Source organism: Acetobacter pasteurianus, from assembly GCF_009914215.2.
GTDB classification, from domain to species: domain Bacteria; phylum Pseudomonadota; class Alphaproteobacteria; order Acetobacterales; family Acetobacteraceae; genus Acetobacter; species Acetobacter pasteurianus.
In genome coordinates this window covers 2,040,879-2,064,477 of record NZ_CP039846.2, presented here as the reverse complement: position 1 = coordinate 2,064,477, position 23,599 = coordinate 2,040,879, and the positions used below count along the sequence as shown (strand labels likewise).

Annotated in this window: 20 protein-coding genes and 1 riboswitch; of the genes, 12 read left to right on the top strand and 8 right to left on the bottom strand. The window is 54.0% G+C overall.

The features are described from left to right. The first annotated feature begins 22 nt into the window (after positions 1–22). Positions 23–1,489, top strand: coding sequence for a carbohydrate porin (locus FCN51_RS23150; protein ID WP_160256984.1), 1,467 nt, complete (start codon positions 23–25; stop codon positions 1,487–1,489). Here FCN51_RS23150 and FCN51_RS23145 read toward each other — a convergent pair. Together FCN51_RS23145 and FCN51_RS23140 are read right to left on the bottom strand one after the other, a co-directional pair. Next, positions 1,473–4,178 carry an AAA family ATPase gene (locus tag FCN51_RS23145; protein WP_310255998.1) on the bottom strand — a complete coding sequence of 902 codons (2,706 nt, stop codon included), beginning with the start codon at positions 4,176–4,178 and terminating at the stop codon, positions 1,473–1,475. The genes FCN51_RS23150 and FCN51_RS23145 overlap by 17 nt on opposite strands. Further along, positions 4,175–5,323 (bottom strand): metallophosphoesterase family protein, encoded by a 1,149-nt coding sequence (locus FCN51_RS23140; RefSeq protein WP_160256983.1) that lies wholly within the window; start codon positions 5,321–5,323, stop codon positions 4,175–4,177. The genes FCN51_RS23145 and FCN51_RS23140 overlap by 4 nt, the downstream gene beginning before the upstream one ends. A 312-nt stretch (positions 5,324–5,635) precedes the next feature. On the opposite strand from FCN51_RS23140, the gene FCN51_RS23135 reads away from it, so the two are divergent. The 6 genes from FCN51_RS23135 to FCN51_RS23110 all read left to right on the top strand — a co-directional run bounded on the left by FCN51_RS23135 (position 5,636) and on the right by FCN51_RS23110 (position 11,406). Next, entirely contained in the window at positions 5,636–7,720 is a 2,085-nt protein-coding gene (locus tag FCN51_RS23135; protein ID WP_003630061.1) for an FUSC family protein, read from the top strand. A gap of 1 nt (position 7,721) precedes the next feature. Continuing rightward, complete coding sequence (locus FCN51_RS23130) at positions 7,722–7,922, top strand: DUF1656 domain-containing protein (RefSeq protein ID WP_003624554.1); 201 nt, start codon at positions 7,722–7,724, stop codon at positions 7,920–7,922. A gap of 15 nt (positions 7,923–7,937) precedes the next feature. Beyond that, complete coding sequence (locus FCN51_RS23125; protein WP_003624555.1) at positions 7,938–8,900, top strand: efflux RND transporter periplasmic adaptor subunit; 963 nt, start codon at positions 7,938–7,940, stop codon at positions 8,898–8,900. Positions 8,901–8,942: 42 nt separating this feature from the next. Then, positions 8,943–9,707, top strand: a complete 765-nt coding sequence (locus FCN51_RS23120; RefSeq protein WP_160256982.1) for a hypothetical protein — start codon at positions 8,943–8,945, stop codon at positions 9,705–9,707. A 101-nt stretch (positions 9,708–9,808) separates the two neighbouring features. After that, a complete protein-coding gene (locus FCN51_RS23115) occupies positions 9,809–10,045 on the top strand; it encodes a DUF3297 family protein (protein ID WP_003624557.1) in 237 nt (78 codons plus the stop codon). 101 nt (positions 10,046–10,146) lie between these two features. Further along, on the top strand, positions 10,147–11,406 hold the full coding sequence (locus FCN51_RS23110; RefSeq protein ID WP_003624558.1) for an NAD(P)/FAD-dependent oxidoreductase: 1,260 nt from the start codon (positions 10,147–10,149) through the stop codon (positions 11,404–11,406). A 103-nt stretch (positions 11,407–11,509) separates the two neighbouring features. Here FCN51_RS23110 and FCN51_RS23105 read toward each other — a convergent pair whose 3' ends face one another. The 6 genes from FCN51_RS23105 to ribD form a co-directional block, all read right to left on the bottom strand. After that, positions 11,510–14,104: an MMPL family transporter gene (locus FCN51_RS23105; RefSeq protein WP_160256981.1), complete on the bottom strand. Its 2,595-nt coding sequence runs from the start codon at positions 14,102–14,104 to the stop codon at positions 11,510–11,512. A gap of 114 nt (positions 14,105–14,218) precedes the next feature. Beyond that, on the bottom strand, positions 14,219–15,229 hold the full coding sequence (locus FCN51_RS23100; protein WP_160256980.1) for a lysylphosphatidylglycerol synthase domain-containing protein: 1,011 nt from the start codon (positions 15,227–15,229) through the stop codon (positions 14,219–14,221). A gap of 69 nt (positions 15,230–15,298) precedes the next feature. After that, entirely contained in the window at positions 15,299–15,784 is a 486-nt protein-coding gene (gene ribH / locus FCN51_RS23095; protein WP_003630055.1) for a 6,7-dimethyl-8-ribityllumazine synthase, read from the bottom strand. A gap of 37 nt (positions 15,785–15,821) precedes the next feature. Then, positions 15,822–17,135: a 3,4-dihydroxy-2-butanone-4-phosphate synthase gene (ribB, locus tag FCN51_RS23090; protein ID WP_038506681.1), complete on the bottom strand. Its 1,314-nt coding sequence runs from the start codon at positions 17,133–17,135 to the stop codon at positions 15,822–15,824. A 14-nt stretch (positions 17,136–17,149) separates the two neighbouring features. Further along, positions 17,150–17,752 (bottom strand): riboflavin synthase, encoded by a 603-nt coding sequence (locus FCN51_RS23085; RefSeq protein WP_160256979.1) that lies wholly within the window; start codon positions 17,750–17,752, stop codon positions 17,150–17,152. Next, positions 17,734–18,786 (bottom strand): bifunctional diaminohydroxyphosphoribosylaminopyrimidine deaminase/5-amino-6-(5-phosphoribosylamino)uracil reductase RibD, encoded by a 1,053-nt coding sequence (gene ribD, locus FCN51_RS23080; RefSeq protein ID WP_160256978.1) that lies wholly within the window; start codon positions 18,784–18,786, stop codon positions 17,734–17,736. Before ribD ends, FCN51_RS23085 begins: the two co-directional genes overlap by 19 nt. Before the next feature lie 99 nt (positions 18,787–18,885). Beyond that, positions 18,886–19,032: riboswitch (FMN riboswitch) on the bottom strand. Positions 19,033–19,262: 230 nt separating this feature from the next. Between ribD and FCN51_RS23075 the strand changes: the two genes are divergently transcribed. The 5 genes from FCN51_RS23075 to FCN51_RS23055 all read left to right on the top strand — a co-directional run bounded on the left by FCN51_RS23075 (position 19,263) and on the right by FCN51_RS23055 (position 23,477). Further along, positions 19,263–20,681, top strand: coding sequence for a cytochrome b (locus FCN51_RS23075; RefSeq protein WP_160256977.1), 1,419 nt, complete (start codon positions 19,263–19,265; stop codon positions 20,679–20,681). Further along, positions 20,681–21,454 (top strand): cytochrome c1, encoded by a 774-nt coding sequence (locus tag FCN51_RS23070; protein ID WP_160256976.1) that lies wholly within the window; start codon positions 20,681–20,683, stop codon positions 21,452–21,454. The genes FCN51_RS23075 and FCN51_RS23070 overlap by 1 nt, the downstream gene beginning before the upstream one ends. An 18-nt stretch (positions 21,455–21,472) precedes the next feature. Beyond that, positions 21,473–22,111 (top strand): ubiquinol-cytochrome c reductase iron-sulfur subunit, encoded by a 639-nt coding sequence (gene petA / locus FCN51_RS23065; protein ID WP_003624571.1) that lies wholly within the window; start codon positions 21,473–21,475, stop codon positions 22,109–22,111. Positions 22,112–22,295: 184 nt separating this feature from the next. Next, the gene (locus FCN51_RS23060; RefSeq protein WP_003624572.1) at positions 22,296–22,847 is read left to right on the top strand and encodes a flavodoxin family protein; all 552 of its coding nucleotides are present in this window, start codon (positions 22,296–22,298) and stop codon (positions 22,845–22,847) included. A gap of 42 nt (positions 22,848–22,889) precedes the next feature. Further along, positions 22,890–23,477 (top strand): hypothetical protein, encoded by a 588-nt coding sequence (locus FCN51_RS23055; protein ID WP_014457092.1) that lies wholly within the window; start codon positions 22,890–22,892, stop codon positions 23,475–23,477. The last annotated feature ends 122 nt before the right edge of the window (positions 23,478–23,599 follow it).

Here is a 23,599-nt window from a genome sequence, read left to right as displayed (position 1 = left end):
AAGAAATAAAAATTAAGGGAACATGATTAAACGCCTTCACCTCCATTTTCCTTTTCGCGCCTTATGGCCAACCTGCCTGCTTGTTCTATCTCTTTTCGTTGTTTTACCTGCGCACGCACAGTTGCTGACAGGTGGAAACAGCGCAGTGGGTCTCTGGCCCAGCTTGCAGGTAGATAATGAAGCCGATCAGGTAGAAGATCCCGGCCCGCTATTTTCTGCACCGTATGGCAAGGATCATTTCTTTGGAAACTGGTGGGGCGCACAGCCTTGGCTGCTAAGCCACGGCATTCATATTCTGGCAGACGTGCATGAAGAACTTGCAGGCAACTTTCGCGGTGGCCGCAGGAAAGGCGTGGACGATGCCGGCCAGGTAGGTGTTGAACTGGATGTGGATTGGGGCAAGCTGACCAATGCTGACATCATGAAAGGGTTCTGGACCCACATGATGGTGGTAAACGGGCATGGGCGTAACCTGAGCACAGATTACATTGGGGATTCACTGGGCGGCGTGCAGCAGATTTATGGCGCACGTGGTAACGTGGTGGCCCATCTTGTTTACCTGTATGGTGAACATGCCTTCCTGCACAATCATGTAGATATCAGCGCGGGCTGGATTCCGGTTGGCAGCTTTTTTGCCGCTTCCCCCCTGTTTTGTATGTACATGAACGTTGCCATGTGCGGGAACCCGGCCCCTACCAAATACACAGAAGGCGCACGAGATTGGCCATCCGGTAACCTCGGTTTTGTTGCGCGCGTTATGCCCACAAAACAGACCTATATTATGGCTGGTCTGTTTGCTGTTTCTCCCCATGCCTATAACGGCGGCATTTCTGGCTGGGCCTGGGCACAGGATGGCTTGGGCAAGTTCTCATCTCCGGTGGAAATTGGCTGGCTTCCTTCCTTTGGGCGCAATCATCTGGTGGGCCACTACAAGGCTGGGTTTGGCTACGATAACTCCAAATACAAAAACCTGCTGAACGACGTAAACGGCAATGCATGGGTGCAAACTGGTGCACAGCCGCAATACGAAGCAGGTCGCGCAAGTGCATGGTTTATGGCTGACCAGATGCTGATGCGGAATGGTGATGGCCCCACCAATGGCCTGATCGCTCTGGCGGGCTGGATGTGGTCTGATGGTAAAACCACCGCCATGTCTCACCACGTATGGGCCGGCATGACGGAAACTCGGGCCGCATGGGGCCGCCCGAATGATAGCGTTGGCGCCATGTTCCAGTGGATGACCATGAGCCGTGCCTCTGTTCTACAACAGGAAGCTGCATTAGCTGCTGGCGTGCCCTTCCCCGATAACCAGTGGGGCAAGGTATGGGGCATTCAGACGCACGAAAACATCTACGAAGTGTTTTACAACGCACATGTTGCCAATGGCATGTCTTTGCAGCCGGACTTCCAGTATATCAACCGTCCGGGCGGTTCCACCGTGTTCCACGATGCCGCCGTGATGGCACTTCAGTTTAACGTGGTGATGTAAAACTTTCCTGCGGGCGCAGGCTTAACATCCTGCCCCGCAATGGCGCGAACAGTTGCGCATGACACGTAAAAATAAGGATCTGGAAGCGCGTTGCGGCTTCTGCCAGCACATCAAACAAACGCTCCAGCCGCATTGGGTCTGCAAAACTGAGTGCATCATCCAGCACCAGAATGGCCGGAACACCCCGCCCATGCAGCATTTCAGCAAAACCCAAACGCACCAGAACAGCGATCTGCTCCCGCGTGCCATCAGAGAGATCTGCCACATCTTCGCGCTGATTACGTGAAAGGGCAGCCACCCCAAAATCTGCATCCATTTCCAGTTCAGCACCGGGGAACAATGCTGAAAATGCGGGCTGCATGGTTTTTACCAGTGGCCCCATATAGCGCGCTGTTTGCTCTTGCTCTGCCTTGCTTAAAACCTGATCGAGCAAAACAAGGGCAGACCTATCCCGCGTGCAGGCTGCCACTTCCATATTCAGGCGCTGCTGGAGTCGGTCTGCCTCTGCTATACGTTCATCCAGCCCCTCACCTTCTGCACCACGCACACGGGTTTCGCGCTCACGTATATCTTCACGCAGGCGGGCTATAGTTTCTCCGTCTGTTTTCTGGGCCTGTTCACGCCGCTGGATGCCGCTTTCCACCACAGCCAAGGGCCGCTCTTTTTGGCGTGCGTGCTCACAATGCTCCACCGCTGCCTGTGCAGCCTCCTGCTCCTGCTGGCATAGCTGCTTACGTTGGGCCAGTGCCACATCTGGCTCCCGGCCCTGCCAAAGAGCCAGTTCTCGCTGCACACGGGTCAACCCGGCTTCGTGCTGCTGTTGGGCTGCATTGGCTTTATCCAATGCCGTTTTGGCCGTTATGAGCGCCTGTTGGGCATCACGCTCTTTTTCTCTGGCGCGATCTACTGCTAAGGCCGCTTCCTGCTCCTGCTGTACGGCTTCGTCTGGCTGGCAGTTGAGGTCACACTCATCAGCACTACCAATCTGGCTGGCCAGATTTTGCGCCAAGGTCTGTTTTTTCTGCGCGTAAGCGGCTTCCTCCTTCGCCAGAACATGCCGCAATTCCAGCAAAATCTGATCTGGGTTTACGCCCTTTTTACTGGGCACCGTGGCGGCAAAAACAGCCTTGGCTTCCTTGAGTTGACGTTCTGCCAGACAGTGCTTTTCATACTGCTGTTCGGCGTCTTCCACATTCAGGCATCCAGCCTGTTGCAAAAGATCAGTTAATGCAGCTTGGGCTATCTGTAACGCCTGCTGCAATTCAACCGTATCCCCCCCAACCGAAGGGGTAATAATAAACCGGCCGATGCCTTCTATCTGAAGTTCTGCAGGAGCATGTAACAGGCTTTTACCCGATGCACAGGCTTGGCCATTCAACACAACACGCTGCTGCGCTTGTGGCAGCAAATCCATTTCCAGCACCGTTGCCTGCGCTTGCAACTGTTGCTCCAGCGTTGCCACTTTTTGGGCTGCCTTACGCAGGCGCTGAATTTTGGCCTCATCCATAGGCAATGCATCAAACGCTGCTTGTGCCTGCTCTATTTGGGCAAAGCGTTCCTGCACATGCTTTAAGTTTTCACGCTGGCGTAAAAGCGCTGCTTCCATGTGCTGCACTTCGCGCTGCTGCATGACATGATGCAAAATAGCGCGCCGAACCTGATGCTGCTGCACAGCCTTCTGGCATTCGGCCTGTGCCGCCTGATACCGCAGATTTGCAGCTTTTTCGTGCTCTGCCAGTTCTGCAAGCTCTTGCGTGCTGGCTGCAATCACTTGCTCCAGCCGCGTGCATTCGGCCCGGTATTCTTTCCGCCGTTCCTCTTCATCCCGAATATTCTGGAACTGCTGCAATGCTGCGGCTTTTCTGGCCTGCGCGGCTTTTTCTTCTGCATCCAGATTTCGCAGGCGATCGCGTTCTTCACGCAGTTTATGCAGTTCCTGTTCTTCCTGCTTTTGCCGTTCTGGATTTTCCTGCTCACGCAACATGCGCCGGGTTTGTTCCAGCAGAACCAGATCTTCTTCCAGTGCAGTACGCTTGGCATGAAGATGTTTCAGACTTTCCGCTGCTTTGGCCTGATCATCCAGAAGTTGCTTGTAACGCCCTGTTGGTTTGCCGGTCGCGGCTGTTTGCAACTGCCCCAACCGCGCCTTTACACGCTCCAGCAATGCCCCCGCTGCGGCAATACCGGTAACTTCCTGAACACCTTGCTCCAGACAATTCTGAATACTGGAACGGCCCGCGTTGTTTAAAACTGGCGCAACAAAACTCTCCCCCTGGCGCACCAAAAGGGCATTCCACAAACCTGTTGCTTCGCTTTTGCCATTTTTTTCCAGCTCTAGCAGAGCATTCAAACGTTCTTCTGCTGTGTCTCCATCAAAGCGTTCCTGCCCCAAATCAAGGCGCGCAAAAGTACCTTTCATGAAGCGTTTTTCCAACCAACAGGGCTTACCACTCCATTCAAACCCCACACCAATATGGGGCGCACCTCCGCCATAAGGCTGCATCTCTTTGACGGGCTGAGCTTTGGAACCATGACGCAGGGTTAGCGCAGCGCGCAGAGCCATCAGCAAAGTGGATTTACCGGCTTCATTCGGGGCGGCCAACACATTCAGCCCTTTACCCAAACCTTCCAGACGCACTGGAGAGGTAAACCGACGCACACATTCAAGCTGGATATCTGTCAGAATCACGCTGCGGCACCTTCTACTTCATGCCAGAACAGGAACAGCCTTTGCAGGGCCTCCCTTGCCACAGCACCTTCCTCGCCCCCTTGCTCCACCATCTGCAACAGTTCCTGTGCTGCCACCTTTACGGTTGCTGAGGCATCAAGACGTTCCAGATCCTGCGCTCCTGCAGCCAGTTGGGGAGCGCCGGTTATACGCAAGCACGCCACTGCACTTTGTAAGCGCGTGAGAATAACACTTTCGTATTTACGCAAATCATCCACACCCAGCAGGCCAGAAACTTCCAGCCATGCCATAACAATACTGGGGTTATCGGGGTTTATACCTCTTATGCGGGCTTCCAATGCTTCAATATCTTCACCATTGGTCAGCACAATGTCTTCCAGCTTGCGCCAGATATATTTGCCCGTGCGATACCGGGAGATAACAGGCTGCGCACATGGTCCATCCACTGTTACCACCAGTGTTTCCCCGCCGCCTGCGCCACCCGTTACAAAGCGGTCCGTTTCCGGGGTGCCAGAATAACAGGTGCGGGCATCAATCTGGCAAAACCCGTGCCAGTCCCCTAACCCCAGATAAGCAAGCCCGGCCTGTTTGGCCCGATCCAGCGCAATAGGATTATGCTCGGCTTCCTGCCCATTGCTAAACCCCACAACAGACCCATGCGCCAACCCAATGCGCAGAGCATCTGGCGGCGTTACCTCATCATTCATGTAATCTGTGAGATCAGAAAGCGTATGGCGGCGCTTGAGCACGGCAGGCAACAGCCAGGCATTATGGGCTTTATCTATCTGCACAGCTTGCGGGCACGTGTGCAGATGCACATTATCCGGCACAGCATCTTCTCGCCTTAAACGTGCCCATACACCCTCTGGCGTATCTGCATCATGGTTACCGGGAATAAGGTGCCACTGCACATCGGGGAACTGACGCATCCGCTCCATAGGCTGATGCAATGTCCGCCTTTCTGGCGTTTCATGCTCGTAAATATCACCCGCCACCAGCACGCAGGCTGCACCTTCCTGCCGGGCCAGAGCGCCAATATTGCGCACAACATCTACACGCGCAGCCTGTAGCGCGCCCAAGGTATCATCATCTGCAAAACTGAATGTTTTGCCGATCTGCCAGTCTGATGTGTGGATAAATTTCATGAACTCTGGCGCACTCCATCACGCAGCTGGCAGAAAAATTTCACTTTTCCATGACATACCCAGATCGTGAGCTGCCATCCCTTAACCTCACTTCATCTTATCTTATCATTAGGTTAGATATAATTCACACCCTCGCCATCTGGCCTGACCCGCGTTAAGCGCAACCCCCCTCGTCACTCATGGCATCACGCCAAATATTATATTTTATTTTAAGAAGCATGCTGATACTGCGAGATTCGCTTAAACCCGCCCTGTCTGGCTGGAAGTGGCATGCCCCTGATGTGAAGCAAAGAGGTTAAAAACAGCACAGACATGACAACAGAAACACCGGCAGCATTCCGTATGGGATCTTGGAAGACATTGTTTCTTCCCCTGCCACGCAGCATCTTCGCACATGGCTGGTTTCTGTTTTGTCTGCGCACGTGGCTGTCTGCTGTTCTAGCACTTTCCACCGCTTTCTGGCTCCAGCTTTCCTCCCCCGGTTCTGCTGCCGTTACGGTTATGATTCTGGCGCAGCCCACACGTGGGCAGGTGCTCTCCAAAGCGCTTTACCGGCTGGCGGGCACAATTATTGGCGCGTTTGTCGCTCTTTTTCTCACCGCCTGCTTTAATCAGGAACGCGGGGTTTTTCTGGGCGGTGTGGCGCTATGGCTCACCCTCTGCACCATTATGGGCACATTGGAGCGAGACTTCCGCGCCTATGCGGCCATGCTTTCTGGCTACACCGTAGCTATTGTGGGCATTAGCTGCATTGATAACCCGGCTTCCATCTTTGATGTGACCGTTAACCGTGTGTCCGCCATTGTGGTGGGCATTGCGGCCACGGCCGCCATTAACGATGTATTCGGCTCCCCCACCGCATTTGAAAAACTGGCAGCCAACCTGCGCCGCACAGGTGAAATGGTGCAGCGCATTGCGCGTGATGCCGTAGCCGGCCACGGTGTGCCAGATGACATGACATGCGCTGGCCTTGCAGGCGAAATTATTGCCCTGACATCTCAGGTTTCATTCGCCAAAACCGAGCTTGCTGATGCCAAGCTGCGCCTTGCCGGTGCGCGTTCTGCCATGGTGGCGCTACTGGAAATGCTAACCTGTAGCCGTGCCATTGCCAACGTGCTGCGCCGTGGCAACATTTCCGGCCCCATACTCAAACACATCCGCACATCATTTGGTGACGGCACTCCGGTAGAATCCCCCCTTCAGGCTGTGCATGATCTGGAAGATCTGGCCAAGGAAGCCCACGCAGAGGAAGCCTCGCTTGGGCCAACGCTAGATGAAGCATGGCTGATTGAACGCTCCATGGCGCTTCTATCTGATGCGCGATGGGCGGCAGATGGCATAGATGCGCTCCAACATGGACAGCGTGCCCGCACACAGGCGCCGGAACTCAAGATCGATCAGCATCATGATGTTATCGCAGCCCTCCTCAACGGCCTGCGAACCCTGATTGGGTTTTCTGTTGCGGCCGGGCTTTGCATTATCTCTGATATTCCTGCCACCTATAGCGCGCTTTCTCAGGTGGCCATTATTCTCACTTTGGCGGCCACCACTTATAATGCGCGCGGTTTTGGCATGGGTGCCCTTATTGGCACACCTTTGGCTATTGCCGTGGCTGCAGTGCTGAACTTTGGCGTATTACCCCACGGCGCAGACATGCCTTTTCTGGCAATGGCCATTCTCCCGATTATCTTTGGCGGCTGTCTACTACTGATGAACCCCAAAACAGCCACGATCGGGTTTAACGCTGGCGTTTTCTTCTTTGTTATTCTGGGTGTAGCCAACCAGCAAAACTACGAGCCTTCTGCGTTTATAGACCGCAACGTGCTGTACCTGTTTGCAGCTATTATCATCTTTATTTCACTGGTGCTGCTGCTACCACCTTCCGCTACGGGCAGGCGCTTTAGGGTTGGCATTACCATTGGGCACGATCTGCTGCTTCAGTTTGAAGGGCATGGTGAACAAGCCGGTTCTGCCCTGATCAGCCGCCATTATGATCGGCTGTGCCGCATTCTGGAATGGAACCGCTACCTCCCCAACAACAAGGCCAAGCAGCGTGTTTTCTCACGCCTCGCCAGTTTGGATGAGTTGAATGTGGAACTGGCACGTGCACGCCGCCACCTGCAACGTGCCGCCACCATTCCCGCCATCCGGCTGGATGCGGAATCTGCCTACCGTGCCACCATTATCTACAACGTAGATTCAGCGCTTTACCGCATGAAGCGCAAAGCACGCGTTTTGCTGGACCATTCCATCAACCTGCCTCATGGCCAGATGGCAACTGCCCTTGCCGCCGTATCTGCCATGGTTGGCGCTATACATCTGCTGGAACACAACCGTTCCGCTTTGCATCTGTACGACCTTATCCCTGTGCCAGATCAGCAATGGAAGGCCCGCTAACATGGAATTACGCCCTGTTCTGGACATAGGCGGGCTGCTTGTTTCGTCCTTTGTTGTCCATGCCGGATTGGCTATTGCCACCCTGCTGGCTCTTAACCCGGTTCTATCCAAAGTACGTGCCCGCCGCGTGGTATGGAACCTGCCTCTGGCTGAATTTGGCATTCTGATATGCCTTATCGGCCTTTACACCATTTTGTTGTGAAAGGGCTTTCCGACCGTGTTTGAGCGCGCCCGCCGCGTCCTGCAGTTTATCACAACGGGGACCATTCTTGCCATTGCAGCCGTTGTTTGCTTCGTACTGTGGGATTACTACACAGCCGCCCCCTGGACCCGAAACGGACAAGTACGTGTACAGGTTGCAGACATTGCCCCGCGTGTTTCTGGCCAGATTATTGCTGTGCGCGTGCGGGACAACCAGTTTGTGCATGCTGGAGACATTCTGTACGAAATTGATCCGTTTGACTTCAAAGTCGCGCTGGCAACGGCAACGGCTGTGGTCAACCAGCGCAAAGCGGATATGGCGCTGAAAGACACGCAGGAATTCCGTCGTGACAAGCTGACAGATGCTGCGGCCTCCCGCGAAGAAAAGCAGGTTTATCAAGCCACGGCAGATATTGCCAAAGCCGCTTATGCGCAGGCATTGGCCAATCTTTCCCAAGCCAAAATCAACCTTGATCGTACATATGTGCGCAGCACGGTAACGGGTTACGTCAACAACCTCATTATGCGTGTGGGTGATTACGCAACGGCTGGTAAATCCAATGTTGAGGTGATTGATGCCTCATCTTACTGGGTGGATGGGTATTTTGAGGAAACAAAAATCCGCTCCATCCATGTTGGAGACCGCGTGCGGCTAGACCTTATGGGGTATCGTGAACCCATGTGGGGCCATGTGGTAAGCCTTACACGCGGCATTGCCACGGCCAACGCAGCCACTGCAACACAGGGCCTGCCATCGGTTGATCCGGTTTATACATGGGTGCGGCTAGCACAGCGTATTCCCGTACGCGTGCAGATAGACAGCATCCCCCCCGGCACCCAGTTGGCCGCTGGCATGACCAGCACGGTGACTGTTGTGGGCAGCAAAGGCAAACGTGCGCATGATACACTTACTGAGGCACTGGACCGTATGCACGATGCCTTAATGGGTGGCACAGGTGGCAGTGGGCTACGCCATTAAAACAGGATAGACGCACCCCTCAGGCACTGGCAGAAAGAAGGCATGCTGTATTCTTTTTTTCGTTCAGAAGTTTGCGCTGCAACGGCTCTCTGCCTAGCAATTTTTCTGCCCTCCGTTGCCTGTGGGGCAGAAAAAAACCAAAGCCCAACGCTTAATATTGCAGCGCCCTGCCTGAAGAGCCTGCATATCCGCGCCCAAAAAGGCGTAACGCGGCCTGAACCAGAAAATGGTCAATGGCCTGCAGGCATTCAACTAACTGCCAACCCGGATGGCAGCCTATCTGTTATAGGGCAAAGCTGTGGGGCAGATACCTATCTTACGCTCACTACCTCGCCGAATATGCCGCTGGTTATTACCAGCACAGGCAAAGCATCCATTCAGGTGGATGACCGTAAAGGCCCTGTTTTTCTTCAGGCTGGTAGTGGAACCGTAACACTAGGGCGTGCTGCGGAACTGAATGTTGTGTCTGATTCCACAGGAGCCATTACCATTCCTGTATTGGCGGACTCTGCACGCTTGCGTTCTACGCTTTCTGCCCCATTCAATATCGGGAAAGTGCAAGCCCCGGCTCTGGCTGTTTATATTGGCGGCTCAGCTGCCTTTACGGCCCAGCAAGGCACGCTGGAAGCATTGGAAATTACATCCAACAGCACAGCAGATGCTGTATTTCACGGTGAAACATCCGTGGCGGCCCTGCATGTTGAAAATGCAGGCAATATTTTAGTGGATAAAGCCACCGGCACCTTGGCCACAGAGCGTGATGGCAAAGGGAAAATTGTTGTGACCTCAACCCAAGGCAACCACTAGCCCGCATTCTGCGCTGTAAATGCGGATCGAGCATGGTCTTTCAATATGAAAGCCCTTAAAACGTCGGTGCACTTTTAACCGATATATCAAGGACTCTCTAAATGTCTGATACCCTGCCCGACCGCCTTTCCGTAAACCCGGAAAGCCCTTTTTATAATGAAGACCTGCTGGCCCGGGGCATTGGCGTGCGCTTTAAGGGCGTAGAAAAAACAAATGTTGAAGAATACTGCATCAGCGAAGGTTGGGTGCGTGTGGCCGTAGGCAAAACGGTAGACCGGCGTGGCAACCCCCTTACCATGAAGCTGAGTGGCCCGGTTGAAGTGTGGGTCAAGGACTGACCTGCCCTCCACACATATCCCAAATACAATTAAATACTTTATTAAATTGTAGATGTTTGGGATAGTGCACCCACGTCAACGTGAGATTCAGGGAGACTTCCATGACTCAAACAGAAAACTCCACAACACCAGATCTACGCTACACTGTTGTTGTCGTGGGTGGTGGATCGGCCGGTATTGCCGTTGCAGCGCGCCTGTTGCGTGAACGCTCCACACTGGATATTGCCATTATCGACCCCGCAACCACCCATGCCTATCAGCCAGGCTGGACATTGGTTGGTGCCGGCGTAATGAAGCTGCGGAGCACGCTGGATCAGGAAGGTGGCGTTATTCCCAAAGGCTGCACATGGCTGCGTGCTGCTGCGGCATCCTTCCAGCCAGATGATAACATGGTGACGCTGGAAGATGGCCGCACCGTTGCTTACAACCGCCTGATTGTTTGCCCCGGTCTCCAGCTTGATTGGAACAAGATTGAAGGCCTGACAGATACGCTGGGCCGTAACGGCGTGTGCAGTAACTATTCCAAAGATACCGTGGAATATACATGGACATGCATTCAGTCCCTTTCCGGCGGCACGGCATTGTTCACCCAGCCGCCCATGCCTATCAAATGCGCAGGCGCACCGCAGAAAATCGCCTATCTGGCATCTGATTACTGGCGCAAGCAGGGCACGCTTAACCGCACCAATGTAGATTTCTGCATGACCGGTGATGCACTGTTTGGCGTTGGTTACTATCGCCCCGGTTTGCAGGAAGCCGTGGACTATTACGGCATTAACGTGCTGTACAAACACACGCTGATTGCCGTAAACGGGCCGGAACACAAGGCAACCTTTGCCGTTACCGGGCCAGATGGCAAAGTTACAAATGTGGTGAAAGAGTTTGACATGCTGCATGTCACCCCACCACAGAGCGCCCCAGACTTTATCAAGAAAAGCCCCTTGGCAAATGAAGGTGGCTGGCTGGATGTAGACCCCAGCACGCTCCAGCACACCAAGTATCCGTTCATCTTTGGTATGGGCGATGTTATTGGCACCTCCAACGCCAAAACCATGGCCGCTGCCCGTGCGCAAACCCCGGTAGTCACAGCAAACGTTCTGGCATCTCTGGATGGCAAGCCACTGACAGGCAGCTACGATGGATACGGTGCCTGCCCGCTGACCGTTGCCTACGGCAAGGTTATTCTGGCGGAGTTCCTGTACGGCGGCAAACCTGCCCCCAGCTTCCCTTACGATCAGCGCAAGCCTAGCCGCTTTGCCTGGTTCCTGAAGACAACCGTATTCCCACGTGTTTACTGGGATATGATGTTGAAGGGGCGTGATATTGAAATGCCGCACCATCCTGAATGGGTGAAGAAGTAAGCACCTGCCTTTCTGATTTTTCTTTCAGAAAGCGGACATAAAAAAAGCCTCCCGATATTTTCGGGGGGCTTTTTTGTTACCCAGTTCTTGGGGCCTGTTTTTATCAGGCCTCGTCTATAGGCCGCTTGGGCAGCAGGGCTGGCACAAACACAAGCGTGGCCAACAGCGTGCAACCCAGAGAAAGCAGCAGCAACCGCCCCATGCTCGCCGTGCCCGGATGATGCGAAAGGGCCAGAGAGCCAAAGGCCGTGCCTGTTGTAAGGGCAGAGAACAACACAGCACGCGCGGTGGGAGAAGCCAGCGGATACTTCACGCCATCCCGCCAATTCATGACAAAATAGATGTTGAAGGAAACCCCAACCCCCAGCAGCAGAGGCAATGCAATAATGTTGGCAAAGTTTAGGGTTTCGGGCAGCAGCACAATCAGAATAACCGTCATCAAGGCGGAAAGCAGCAGCGGTGCCAGCACCAGCGCCATATCCTTAACGCGGCGCAGAGCCAGCATGAGAATAACGGCAATCATCACAATAGCTGCACCGGCTGCCTGTTCAAACGCCTTCACAATGGAACGTGCGCTTTCCACAATATCAACCGCTGTGCCAGCCATTTGCGGCTCTACTTTCTGCAAAGAAGCCACAAATTTACGCAGCGCGCCGGAATTGGACATCACACCCTTAGGATGCACTTCCACCAAAGCCCGGCCATCTGGCAGCAGGTAATCATCTGCAATTTCAGCGGGCACGTCCTTAATGCTCACAGGTGTTGCCTGAAGCATGGTGCGTAGCTGATCCAGCTCTGTCGGCAGAAAGCGGACCAATGCGGTATTAGCCGCCTGCACTGTGGCATCTGGAGCTTCTGCCAGCTTGGCCAGAGCAGCCTGAATACGACGTAGCGGATCCTGCGCTGGCAGTTTATCCAGCACACCCGCCAAGGCAACAGATGTATCATGCGCGGATTTACGCAGATCATCCGCTGTTGGGGCTGCTTTTGGCTGTGGCACAATAAGCGTTGGCAACAGAATGGAAGCAGCGTCCTGAATAAGGGCCAGTTTCTGCTGCTGCTGGGTTGGCACAAAGGAACCCAGCCACATCACATCATTCACATCGGGCAGACCAGAAAGGCGCGTGGTTTCTTTTTCTGCATCCGCAAGAGAATGCACCAGAAGCTCTGCACTGTAAGGAGATCTCTGCGGGTTGTTGATCAGCAGTTTAAGAGCGCGCATCCCTTCCGAATTCGGATTTTTGGTATGCAGCGGGTCACCATCAAACTGTAGGCTGGGTACCAGAGCCAAACCCACCAGAGCTACCAGCGTAAAGAAGCCCAGAAGCAGCTTGCGCGTATGGCGGATTTTAATATCCACCGGCTTCATAAACGCATAGCCCATGCTGGGGCAGTTAAGTGGTGGATGGCAGATTTTCAACAACGCAGGCAAAAGCGTGGTGGTGCAGATAAAGGCCACCAGCATGCCAATACCGGCAATAAGACCAAGCTGGGCAACACCCAAAAAAGCTGTAGGCGTAAAGGCCAGAAACCCAGCAGACGTTGCCAGAGCCGCGACAAGAATCTGATGCCCTGTTTCCTCACCCGTCAGGCGCAGGGCTTCAAAAACGCCTTCTTCACCCGGCTGCGTAGGTGTTTGAGCACGGAAGCGCACAGAAAACTGGATGGCAAAATCCACCGCAATGCCAACAAATAGAATAGCAAATGCCACGGAAATCAGGTTGAGCGTACCAACAGCCACCGCAGCAAAACCGGTTGTCAGCAACAGGCCCACAACAAGCGTGACCACAATAGGCAGCACCACACGCCATGTTCTTACAGCAAGCGTCAGCCACAGGGTGACAAGTGCCAGAGAACCCAGAAGCCCTGCCACCATGCCTTCTGCCACGGTTGCAAATTCTTCATCATCCAACTGCACCTGCCCGGTCAGGTAAACCTTGGCGTGCCCATTTTTAACAAATTCCAGAGAACTCACAGCCTGCCGCATGGCATCTGCCGCGGCGCCACCCGGCTGAAAGGACCCGTAATCCAAGATCGGCTTGGTGATAACGAACTGGTAGTTACCAGCCAGATCAGAAAGCTTGCCGCCCAAAAGTTGCTGCCAGGACATAGCCTCAGCATGCCCAGCCACAGCCTGTTCCAGCGTATTGGCAAACCCAGACAAAGGTGCCTGAAAGCCAGACAGATTGGCCTGATCCTGTTTTACACCCTCTGCCATAAGGGAGAGAGCACCAAACAACCCACGTGCTGAAGGATCTTGCGCCAACGCCGCCAAGAATGGCTGCGCTGTAATGGTATCATTCAACACCTGAGAAAGCGGTTGAGGCTCCAGAAACATCAAGCCATTGCGCAGCAGATACGGGTTGGCATCTGGCCTATGTGCAAAAGAAAAATGTGTATGATCAGCACTTATCTTGGCTGCCAGTTCCCGCGCTGTTTCCTGCCCCTCTTCTGGCATTTTGGCCTGAATGACAGCTACCAGAAGGTTTTCCTTCTGGGGAAACAAACGCCCCATTTCATCGGAACGCTGCTTCCACTCCAAACGGGGGGAAAGCATTTTGCTGGTATCTGTCGTTACTCCCAGACGGGTCATGCCAGCGTAAACGCCTGCCCCCGAAAGCACGAGAAACAACGCCACAACAGCCCAGGCATGGCGGGCGCAGAACGTAATGAAACGACCTATGGGTGCAAACAGCATGATGAACGACAGGATCCCAAAATAATCACAGCCCAAGCAGACAGGGCTGTCATGGTTTGCCCAACCCCCCAGCCAGAAGCAAGTGATGATGTAAGCAGGGCTCTGTTTTCCTTTTTACAGACCCGTGCGGGAAAAGGGCATTTTGCGCAGGCGCTCGGCATAAGGACGCCACGAATGCTCAAGCCATTGCCACAATATAAGAGAGGGCAAACCCCAAGCAATTTCACGCAAACGTTTGATGAGAGAAAGCGCAATGGCAACAGCAGGCGGCATACCAAAAAGGCTGCCAACCATAATGTAGCCCCCTTCTGACACACCAAGGGCACCGGGCACGGCAAACCCGGCCGATTTAGCGGCTTCCCCCACACCTTCGATCACAAATCCGGTAGCAAGAGAGCACCCATGCCCCATGAAGTGCAGAATCAGCCACACCTCAACAGCCCCTAAAGCCCATGCACAAAACTGCAATATCAGGCCCGTAACCGCATTGCGGCCTGATTTATACAGCGCGAGCACTTCCTTATTAAGGCCGCGAATACTATCAACACCGCTCCACCCCAGATGAGCGGCAATGCGGATAAGCAATTTTTCTATGAAAGCTACAGCCCCAAGCCACTGGCTGATAAATACGCCGCCACCTATGGCCAAAAGCACCAGTGCACTTTCCAGCAGGCGGTCTGTCACGGCAGTGCGTTTGACCAGAAACAACAACATGACCAAGCCGCTGAGGGTGAATACCACCTGGCTGAGCAGCTCGATTGTCAGATCGCAAATTGTTGCGGCTGCCGCATGCTTCAGGCCCAAACCACGACGGGCCAACAGGCGGGAGGACATAACCTCCCCGCCAACCTGCGCAACGGGGAGAAGATTATTTATGCCCTCTCGTACACAGCGAAGCATAAAATAGGCTCTTAACGGCAGAACCGGGCCAAAAGTGCGGCCTGCAATGGTGCGCCAAGCGGAAGCAGAAAGAAAAACCTGTACGCTATGAAAGGCAATGGCAGCCAAAATGCCCCAACCGCCTGTCATAACCAGAGAAAAAATGGAGGACACCCCAAACTGGGCCAGCATCCATAGGGTCAACCCCAAACCGAAAATCCCGGCAATGAGAGTGACCCGCTTCATGCTTCCTCCATCCTTTTTTGGCTTGGCTTTTACACTTTCGGTTGGTGCAGCCTAACACAGCTCATTTTTTCAGCCTTTGATCTGGCGCAGTAAGGCCAGGGATTCCACACACGCTGCAGCGGCTTCGCGCCCTTTGTTGTGGATATCATCAGCAGAGCGTACCTGTGCCTGCTCTTCTGTATAAGTTGTCAACACACCAAAGGCGATAGGCGTTTCCGTAGCCAAAGAGGCCTGAAGAATGCCCATTGTGGCGCCTAGGCTGATGAATTCAAAATGCGCTGTATCCCCTTTTACAACGCAACCAAGGCAGATAACGCCTTCATAGTTGCCTGTTTTGGCAAGTGTCTGTGCCAGAAGTGGCATTTCAAAGGCACCGGGAGCCGCAAACACATCACCGTCTTTCACAGTAATGTTATGTTCAGCCAGCCACGCAATAGCACCATCACGCAGGCCGCCGGTTACAACTTCGTTAAACCGGCTGACAATAATGGCCAGACGCGGTGCAGGAGAAAGTGCCTTGAGATCCGGCAAGGAAACGGGGGAACGTGTACCCATTAGTCAAACACCTTTAATCATTCACTTAGTTTAAAAATCAGACAACCGCATCCGGTTCGGCATCAACGGCAACAAATTGCCCAAGATGGTGCCCCATGCGCCGGCGCTTGGCTTCCAGATAGGCGCGATTATGCGGTGTGGGTGGAATTTCCAGCCCAATCCGGCGGCGCACCATAAACCCACGTGCCTCCAGAGCGCGCACTTTATCCGGGTTGTTCGTCAGCAAATCCAGCTCGCCTACGCCAAGGCTGCGCAATATGCCCGAAGCTGCGCGCCAATCTCGGGCATCGGTTGCAAAACCCAACCGATGGTTGGCATCCACCGTATCCAGCCCGGCATCCTGTAGTTCATAAGCGCGGATTTTGTTGACCAGCCCGATGCCGCGCCCTTCATGCCCGCGCACATAAACCAGCACGCCACATTCCGCCTTCCCTATGGCCCGAAGGGCCGCGTGCAGTTGTGAACCGCAATCGCACCGCAGGGACCCAAGGGCATCACCTGTCACACATTCAGAATGCAGCCGCACCAGCGGCACAGCACCTTTGCGGCGCACATCACCTTTTACCAAGGCCACATGCTCTACGCCGTTTTCATCCTGATACGCATGGATCACCAGATCATCCCCACCGTAAGCACTGGGTAAGGATGCCTGCGCCAGATCTGGCACGGCTGGTTCTGGCGCACCTTCCGGATTTGCTTCAGCGGCCTGCATTGCCAAGGATGACAGGCCGTGGGCTTTAATCCATGTCACCAACTCTGCAATGGAAACAATCGGCAGATCATGCTGGCGAGCAAAGACTTCCAACTGAGGACGGCGCGCCATGGTGCCATCTTCATTCAGAATTTCGCAGATCACAGCGGCTGGCTTTAACCCGGCCAGACGCAGCAGATCTATCGAACCCTCTGTATGGCCAATACGTTCCAGCACCCCACCCGGAGCGGCCCGCAGCGGAAAGATATGGCCCGGTGTGGCAATATCCGCAGGTGTTGCGTTTTCTGATGCCGCTACACGCACGGTATGCGACCGATCTGGCGCAGAAATACCGGTGCTCACGCCTTCCTTGGCCTCAATGGATACCGTAAACGCCGTGCCATACTGAGCTGTATTATCGCTTTGCCGCACCATCATAGGCAGACCAAGACGATCCACCTGTTGAGGCGTAAGTGGCAGACACACAAGGCCACGGGCATGGGTGATCATGAAGTTCATGGCTTCTGGCGTCATAAACTCGGCGGCCATAACCAGATCGCCTTCGTTTTCGCGATCTTCATCATCCACCATAATAACCATACGGCCAGCACGCACGGCTTCTACCGCCTGCAAAAGCCTTGCCGATGCCTTAGCTGCCACTGGGGCTGCTGTGTTTACTTGGTCCGGCATTGTGCCTCCACATATTTGGCAATGATATCCACTTCCACATTCACGGCATCACCAATTTTTAGCGTGCCGAGCGTGGTGTGCTCCCATGTGTGCGGAATAATCATCAGTTCGATGGGAAAGGTCTCGCCGTTTGGCTCACCCACTTCATTCAGCGTCAGGCTAATACCCGCAAGTGCCACTGATCCTTTGCCCACCATATAGCGCCGCAGCTGGGCTGGCACTTCAAACACCACGCGCCGCGCATCGCCAGACTGGGTACATTCTGTAAATCGTGCCACGGCATCCACATGGCCTTGCACAATATGACCGGAAAGACGTGTAGCGGGCGTAACGGCGCGTTCCAGATTGACCCGGCACCCAGCCTCAAGCGCGCCCAATGTGGTGCAATCCAGTGTCTCGCTGCTCACAAAAAAGCGGACAAGTCCTGTTGTTGAAGGCTCTACAGCAGTCAGGCACACACCGTTTACGGCTATGCTTTCTCCCTCCGCCACATCGTGCAACCCTGTTTCCACTTCCAGCATAAGAGACTGGGGGCTGCGCTCCGCCTTAGCCACATGGCCGAGAGATTCTATGATACCGGAAAACATACCTGCTCCTGCGCACACCGCACCCACTCGGGAAAAAGGGAAAGAGGTGTGACATCATGTTGGGTTGAAACAGCAAGATGATCCTGCCCTGAAGCATCTTGACGAATGGTCAGCCAATCATCCCACAAATTATGGGTTTTAAGGGCCTCAAGCAGAGTTGGCCCGGCTTCTACCAGCACCCACAGCGCATCGCTTTGCGCCAGAATATCTGGCAGTTGCGCAATATCGGGGCAGAAGCGCACATCAAACGCGGCGGAAACGCTGGCGAGCCACTCAGCCGGTGCATGTTTTTCCTGCCCACACACCACCAACAGGCGGCGGCGTTCAGGGTGATCTTCAACATGCCTTACGGTCAGCGTGGGCCGATCAGCCAATACGGTGCCTGTCGCTGTCACAATGCCATCTGTGACACGCCGCAAAGTATGCGCCAGCCGGAGGGATGCCGGGGTTGTAAAGGTTTTTTGCCCTTTTGGGGGCACCATGGAGCCTTTGCTATCCAGCGCCTGTTTAACGGTTACCCAAGGCCGCCCGTGTGTCATGCGCATGGCAAATGGGGCCAACAACGCACGGCAGCGTGCATATGTGGCCGCAGCATTCATGCACTGCCACAAACGGTTAACCGTAATACCTTCATGTTCCAGCCGGGCAGCGCCCCCACCCTGCACATGCGGGTTAGGGTCTGCACAACCGATCCAGACGGTTTTTACAGGGGTAGAAAGCAGTGCTTCCGTACATGGGGGGGTGCGACCGGTATGATTGCAGGGCTCCAGCGTAACAACAGCGGTATCAATCCGCTCCACCACCCCAAGAGCACGCGCCTGCTCTACGGCCAGTCTTTCAGCATGTGCACTGCCTGCCTGATGATGTGCGGCCACAACCAACACATCACCTTGCGCATCCAGCAGCACACACCCTACCGGCGGGTTGGGGGCTGTACGCCCTACAAAGCTCCACGCCTCAGCCACGGCAAGATGAAACGCCGCACCAATGCGTTCTGGCATGATCTGTCGGGAAATCTGTGAAAAGCTGTTCACCCTGTTTCTGCCCGCGTTCTCATAAACCAGACGGACTCAGGGCATAAGATAGCCTTGCACGCACGTAATTCTGGACGAATCACGATCACGCACCAGTCTTTCTGTTCTCTTCCATCCGGACTGTAACCGTCGGCCCCGGAATTGCACCGGATCTGCTGACCCCGCCAAAAGCGGGCGCTCGCGGGCTTACAACGCTGTGCGCTGCTTACCGCCGGTAGGGATTTTCACCCTGCCCTGAGAACATCACACCCACAACATGCGAGTGATAACAAGTATGATGGCCCTGCATTTTGCCTTATGCAAGAGCAAATGCCTTCACAGTTTGTTAAAAACTGCACCCACCTTGCCCAAATGTTTCGGCAAAGTTATGATGCCGCCGCATCTATCTGGATCAGGTAAAAGGGCCTTATTGCTTCTTAATCCGGGTCTTTCTGATAGCAATCTATGGCAGGTTTTTATGGCACAACACCAAGCACGTGCGTTTTGCATCATATGTAGGCAGACGAAACGACTTTAACCTGCATGCCCTTCATATCTCATCTGAGCCATGGATTCCGCATATCGCTTTTGGATATGCGTTGCCTTTCCTTACAGCCACAGCGGAATACGGAGCACTGTCTGCCCCTGTTTCTGCCAGCCAACATGGATTTACCATGAGCATACCCGACCAGAAGCAAACATCTGCTTCTTCCACACCACCCTATTCTGGCCTGGCTGGCTGGATTAACAGACGCCTTCCGGTCATTTCCGCCTTTCGGGCTGAATATGTTGATTTCCGTGTGCCGCGCAATCTGAATGGCTGGTGGAATTTTGGGGCTATTCTGACACTGGTTCTAGGGCTGATGCTGGCCAGTGGCATTTTTCTTGCCATGAACTATACCCCCACAGATGCAGGGGCTTTTCTTTCTGTTGAAGCCATAGAACGCCAACTTTCTGGCGGATGGCTTTTGCGTGCCATGCACATGACAGGCGCAAACCTGTTTCTGGCGGCTTTGTATCTGCATCTGTTTCGTGGGCTTTATTACGGATCTTACAAAGCCCCGCGTGAACTGCTGTGGCTGACCGGCCTTGTGCTGATGCTAATGGTTATGGCTACCGCTTTTGCAGGCTATCTGCTGCCGTGGGGCCAGATGTCCTATTGGGGCGCAGATGTAATTACCAAAGCCGTGGGTGCCATACCGGGTATTGGCCCAACGCTGGAACACATCATGACAGGCAGCGACCATCTGGGAGACATCTTCCTCCATCGCTTTTTTGTGCTGCACTTTGTTCTGGCATTTCTGATTGTGGGTGTTGTGGGCATGCACGTGGCTGCTGTGCACGTTTCAGGCTCCAACAACCCCACGGGTGTTGAACCACGCACCCCCAAGGATACGGTGCCTTTCTACCCTTACTATGTCAGCAAGGATCTAGTTGGGCTTATTCTGTTTGCCATGGTGTTTGCGGCCCTGATGTTCTTTTGGCCCAACATGCTGATTGAGCCAGACAACTACAGCCCGGCAGACCCCATGCACACACCAGCAGACATTGAACCGGAATGGTATTTCCTGCCGTTTTATGGGCTTTTGCAATCCGTGCCATCCAAATTTGGCGGTCTTGTAGCTGCCGCTGGCTCCCTGCTAGTTCTGTTTGCCTTGCCGTGGCTTGATCGCTCCCCCGTGCGCTCCATGCGTTTTCGCCCCCTGTGCCGTATTGGGCTTTTAGGCGTTGTGTGTGCATTTATTGTGCTGGCAGATGCAGGCAAGCACCACGCACAAGGTGGATGGCTAATTGCCGCCCGTTTGGCCGGGCTTTATTATTTTGGGTATTTCCTTGTGTTCCTTCCCCTTGTTTCCCGCACGGAAAAAACGCGCCCTCTCCCTTCCTCCATTGCTGCCTCACAGGGAGATGCCTGATGCGTAAGCATGTTTTTGCAGGCTCCTTGCTGGCAGCGTTTACCCTTGCAACGCCCGCACTGGCCAACACGCCGGATAAAGCTCCACCGCATCAGAAATGGAGCTTTGAAGGTGCCACTGGCACATATGATAAAGCCAGCCTGCAACGCGGCTTTTTGGTGTATGATCATGTGTGTGCCAGTTGCCACGGCATGCGCAGCCTGACATATCGAGATCTGGAAGGTATTGGGCTAAGTGACCAGGCGATTACAGACCTTGCCCATAGCAAGCAGATTGCTGGCCCGGTTGGCATCTCCGGCATGCCCACAATGCGGTCCGGCTTGCCGGATGATCACTTCCGCTCCCCCTTCCCCAATGATGCCGCAGCGGCTGCAGTTATGGGTGGGGTTGCGCCGCCAGATCAATCTCGCTTGGCGGCTGTGCACCCCGGCGGAGCAGATTGGCTTTACGCCTTTCTAACAGGTTACCGCATGCCCCCACCGGCGGATGCCCCTATTGTGCCGGGCAAGTTCTATAATGATTGGGCGGAAGGCCATATGATTGGCATGCCCCCTCCGTTAATGAACGGTGCCATTCAATACCCAGATGGCACACCGGCAACTGTGGAGCAGCAGGCCAAGGATATTACCACATTCCTGGTCTGGGCCGCAGATCCACACCGTAATGAGCGCCACCATATTGGCAAAGGGGTTCTGGCTTATCTGGCTGTTCTGCTTGTTCTGGCTATCGCATGGAAGCGGAAAATCTGGAAAAACCTGAAATCGCACGGATAAACGGAAAGCACGAACAGCATGACACGCGAAACCGAAGAAACCGCAGCAACAGAACAAGCCCCCGGACGCCGTGACTTTTTGGGAATTGTAACCACGGCTGGCACAGTTACAGGCTTGGCAGCCTGTGCTGTTCCGTTTGTGCAAAGCCTGAAGCCGCAGGACAGTGCATCCGCCCATCTGCCTGTGGATGTTGATATTTCCAAGCTCACCCCCGGCCAGCAGATGACGGTTGTATGGCAAGGCAAGCCAGTGTTTATCATGCGCCGTACGCCGGAAGAAATTGCTCTGCTACAAGACCATGCTCTGGCCGAAAAACTACGGGATGCAGAGTCCACAGCAAACCAACAGCCCGCTTATGCCCGCAACTGGCATCGCTCCCTTGTGCCGGAATATGGCGTTTACGTGGGTATTTGCACGCATTTGGGCTGCGTGCCGGGCCTTAACCAACCTACCGGCAACACGGCCGATACATGTGGTGGCTATGGCTGCCCGTGCCACGGATCAAAATTTGATCTGGCAGGCCGCGTTTATAAAGGCGCGCCCGCCCCTTACAATCTGCCTGTGCCACCTTATTCCATGCCCTCGCCTACCAGCATCAGGCTGGGAGAAAACCCCAAAGGGGAAAACTTCGATTTCTCAACAATCGAACAGATTTAATCCTCTATACAAACGCCGCACTCACCCTGCGGCGTTTTTTATATCCGCATAGCAGGCCCCCTCATCTCACTCTGAGAGTGTGAGATGAATTGTCAAAATTCACCCTTATCGAGGGAATGGAAAACCGCCAATCTGTATTGTGGTTGCTTTTTCTAACCAGCTTGATTGCAAGGGTGTAAAATAGATGTCTGATATTGTGGTGGTTTATCATTCTGGGTTTGGTCATACCCGCCGGGTCGCAGAATACGTTGCCAAAGGCGCCAACGCTACACTGCTGGAAATTGATCAAAATGGTGATCTGCCAGAAAGCGGTTGGGAAGCTTTGGACAAAGCCAAAACCATTGTGTTTGGCACCCCCACCTATATGGGCAATGCCAGTTGGCAGTTTAAAAAGTTTGCAGATGCCACATCCCGCATCTGGTTTAATCGTGGGTGGCAGAACAAGCTGTTTGCCGGTTTTACAAACAGCGCCAGCCCGGTAGGGGATAAAGGTTGCACCATGGCATGGCTTCAGGTTCTGGCGGCGCAGCACGGTGGAATCTGGATCAGCCTTGACCTGCTACCCTCCAACACCAAAGCCGCTACAAAAGCAGATCTCAACGTGCTGGGGGGAGCCGCTGGCCTGCTGGTGCAAAGCCCATCTGATGCCAGCGTAGATGAAATTCCCAGCGGGGATCTGGATACAGCAACGGCTTACGGCGCACGTATTGCCGACGTAACTTCTCGCTTTAAATAACAGACACTTAGCCAGCATGTTTCCTGCTGCCGAATAGCAGACATGCTGGCTATACCTTTTTCAGCCAGCCCCTCAAACGCTAAAACACCCCCAGTATCTACCGCAAACGGGGACGTAATGGCTGTTTCTTGGGGGGATTTTCAGGCTATCATCCAGCTTTCCGCTGGCTTGAATGTTGCTATTCTCAGCTTTGTGGATATCAGCATCCCCGCCATCAAGGAACGCCGCCGTGTGTTTTCCAAGGCACGGCAGGAGCTGGAAATCTACCGCAAAAACCCACACAAAGTGACAACAGAAGATAAAGCAGCCCATGCAGGCGCGGTGGGAGAAATAGACCGCCAGCTTTTTGACCTGTGGCGTGAGACATCAGAGTTTGAAACCGTGGAAGATTCCATGATTAAAACAACAGGTGTTTTTGGCTTTATTGGTGCAATCGTAAGCATAAGTTTGTTGTGGTATTCTGGCCTGCATTACGATGATCCAATTAGAACATCTGGCGAGTTGCTTACGTTACTTTCGTTTCTTTCCTTGGCCGCAGCATTTTTCATTAACTTTATTACCGCGTTTAAAGCCGCGCATTATACAAAACGCTGCAATGACCTGCGCCAGCAAATGCGGCAAAAATTATAGCCGATAGTTCGGCACCGTGGATGAATAGCATTCATCATTTCTTTTTTATTTCTTTATCGGAATGTTTCTGCCTAGACTGCCAAACGCTCTGGCCATGTAACAGCCGCACTGAAGGGGAATAA

What these genes read in the sequence shown, in the direction of transcription:
- FCN51_RS23150 (WP_160256984.1), top strand. Translation starts at nt 23, where the DNA reads ATGATTAAACGCCTTCACCTCCATTTTCCTTTTCGCGCCTTATGGCCA.
- FCN51_RS23140 (WP_160256983.1), bottom strand. Translation starts at nt 5,323, where the DNA reads ATGAAATTTATCCACACATCAGACTGGCAGATCGGCAAAACATTCAGT.
- FCN51_RS23135 (WP_003630061.1), top strand. Translation starts at nt 5,636, where the DNA reads ATGACAACAGAAACACCGGCAGCATTCCGTATGGGATCTTGGAAGACA.
- FCN51_RS23130 (WP_003624554.1), top strand. Translation starts at nt 7,722, where the DNA reads ATGGAATTACGCCCTGTTCTGGACATAGGCGGGCTGCTTGTTTCGTCC.
- FCN51_RS23120 (WP_160256982.1), top strand. Translation starts at nt 8,943, where the DNA reads ATGCTGTATTCTTTTTTTCGTTCAGAAGTTTGCGCTGCAACGGCTCTC.
- FCN51_RS23115 (WP_003624557.1), top strand. Translation starts at nt 9,809, where the DNA reads ATGTCTGATACCCTGCCCGACCGCCTTTCCGTAAACCCGGAAAGCCCT.
- FCN51_RS23110 (WP_003624558.1), top strand. Translation starts at nt 10,147, where the DNA reads ATGACTCAAACAGAAAACTCCACAACACCAGATCTACGCTACACTGTT.
- FCN51_RS23105 (WP_160256981.1), bottom strand. Translation starts at nt 14,104, where the DNA reads ATGCTGTTTGCACCCATAGGTCGTTTCATTACGTTCTGCGCCCGCCAT.
- FCN51_RS23100 (WP_160256980.1), bottom strand. Translation starts at nt 15,229, where the DNA reads ATGAAGCGGGTCACTCTCATTGCCGGGATTTTCGGTTTGGGGTTGACC.
- ribH (WP_003630055.1), bottom strand. Translation starts at nt 15,784, where the DNA reads ATGGGTACACGTTCCCCCGTTTCCTTGCCGGATCTCAAGGCACTTTCT.
- FCN51_RS23085 (WP_160256979.1), bottom strand. Translation starts at nt 17,752, where the DNA reads ATGTTTTCCGGTATCATAGAATCTCTCGGCCATGTGGCTAAGGCGGAG.
- FCN51_RS23070 (WP_160256976.1), top strand. Translation starts at nt 20,681, where the DNA reads ATGCGTAAGCATGTTTTTGCAGGCTCCTTGCTGGCAGCGTTTACCCTT.
- petA (WP_003624571.1), top strand. Translation starts at nt 21,473, where the DNA reads ATGACACGCGAAACCGAAGAAACCGCAGCAACAGAACAAGCCCCCGGA.
- FCN51_RS23060 (WP_003624572.1), top strand. Translation starts at nt 22,296, where the DNA reads ATGTCTGATATTGTGGTGGTTTATCATTCTGGGTTTGGTCATACCCGC.
- FCN51_RS23055 (WP_014457092.1), top strand. Translation starts at nt 22,890, where the DNA reads ATGCTGGCTATACCTTTTTCAGCCAGCCCCTCAAACGCTAAAACACCC.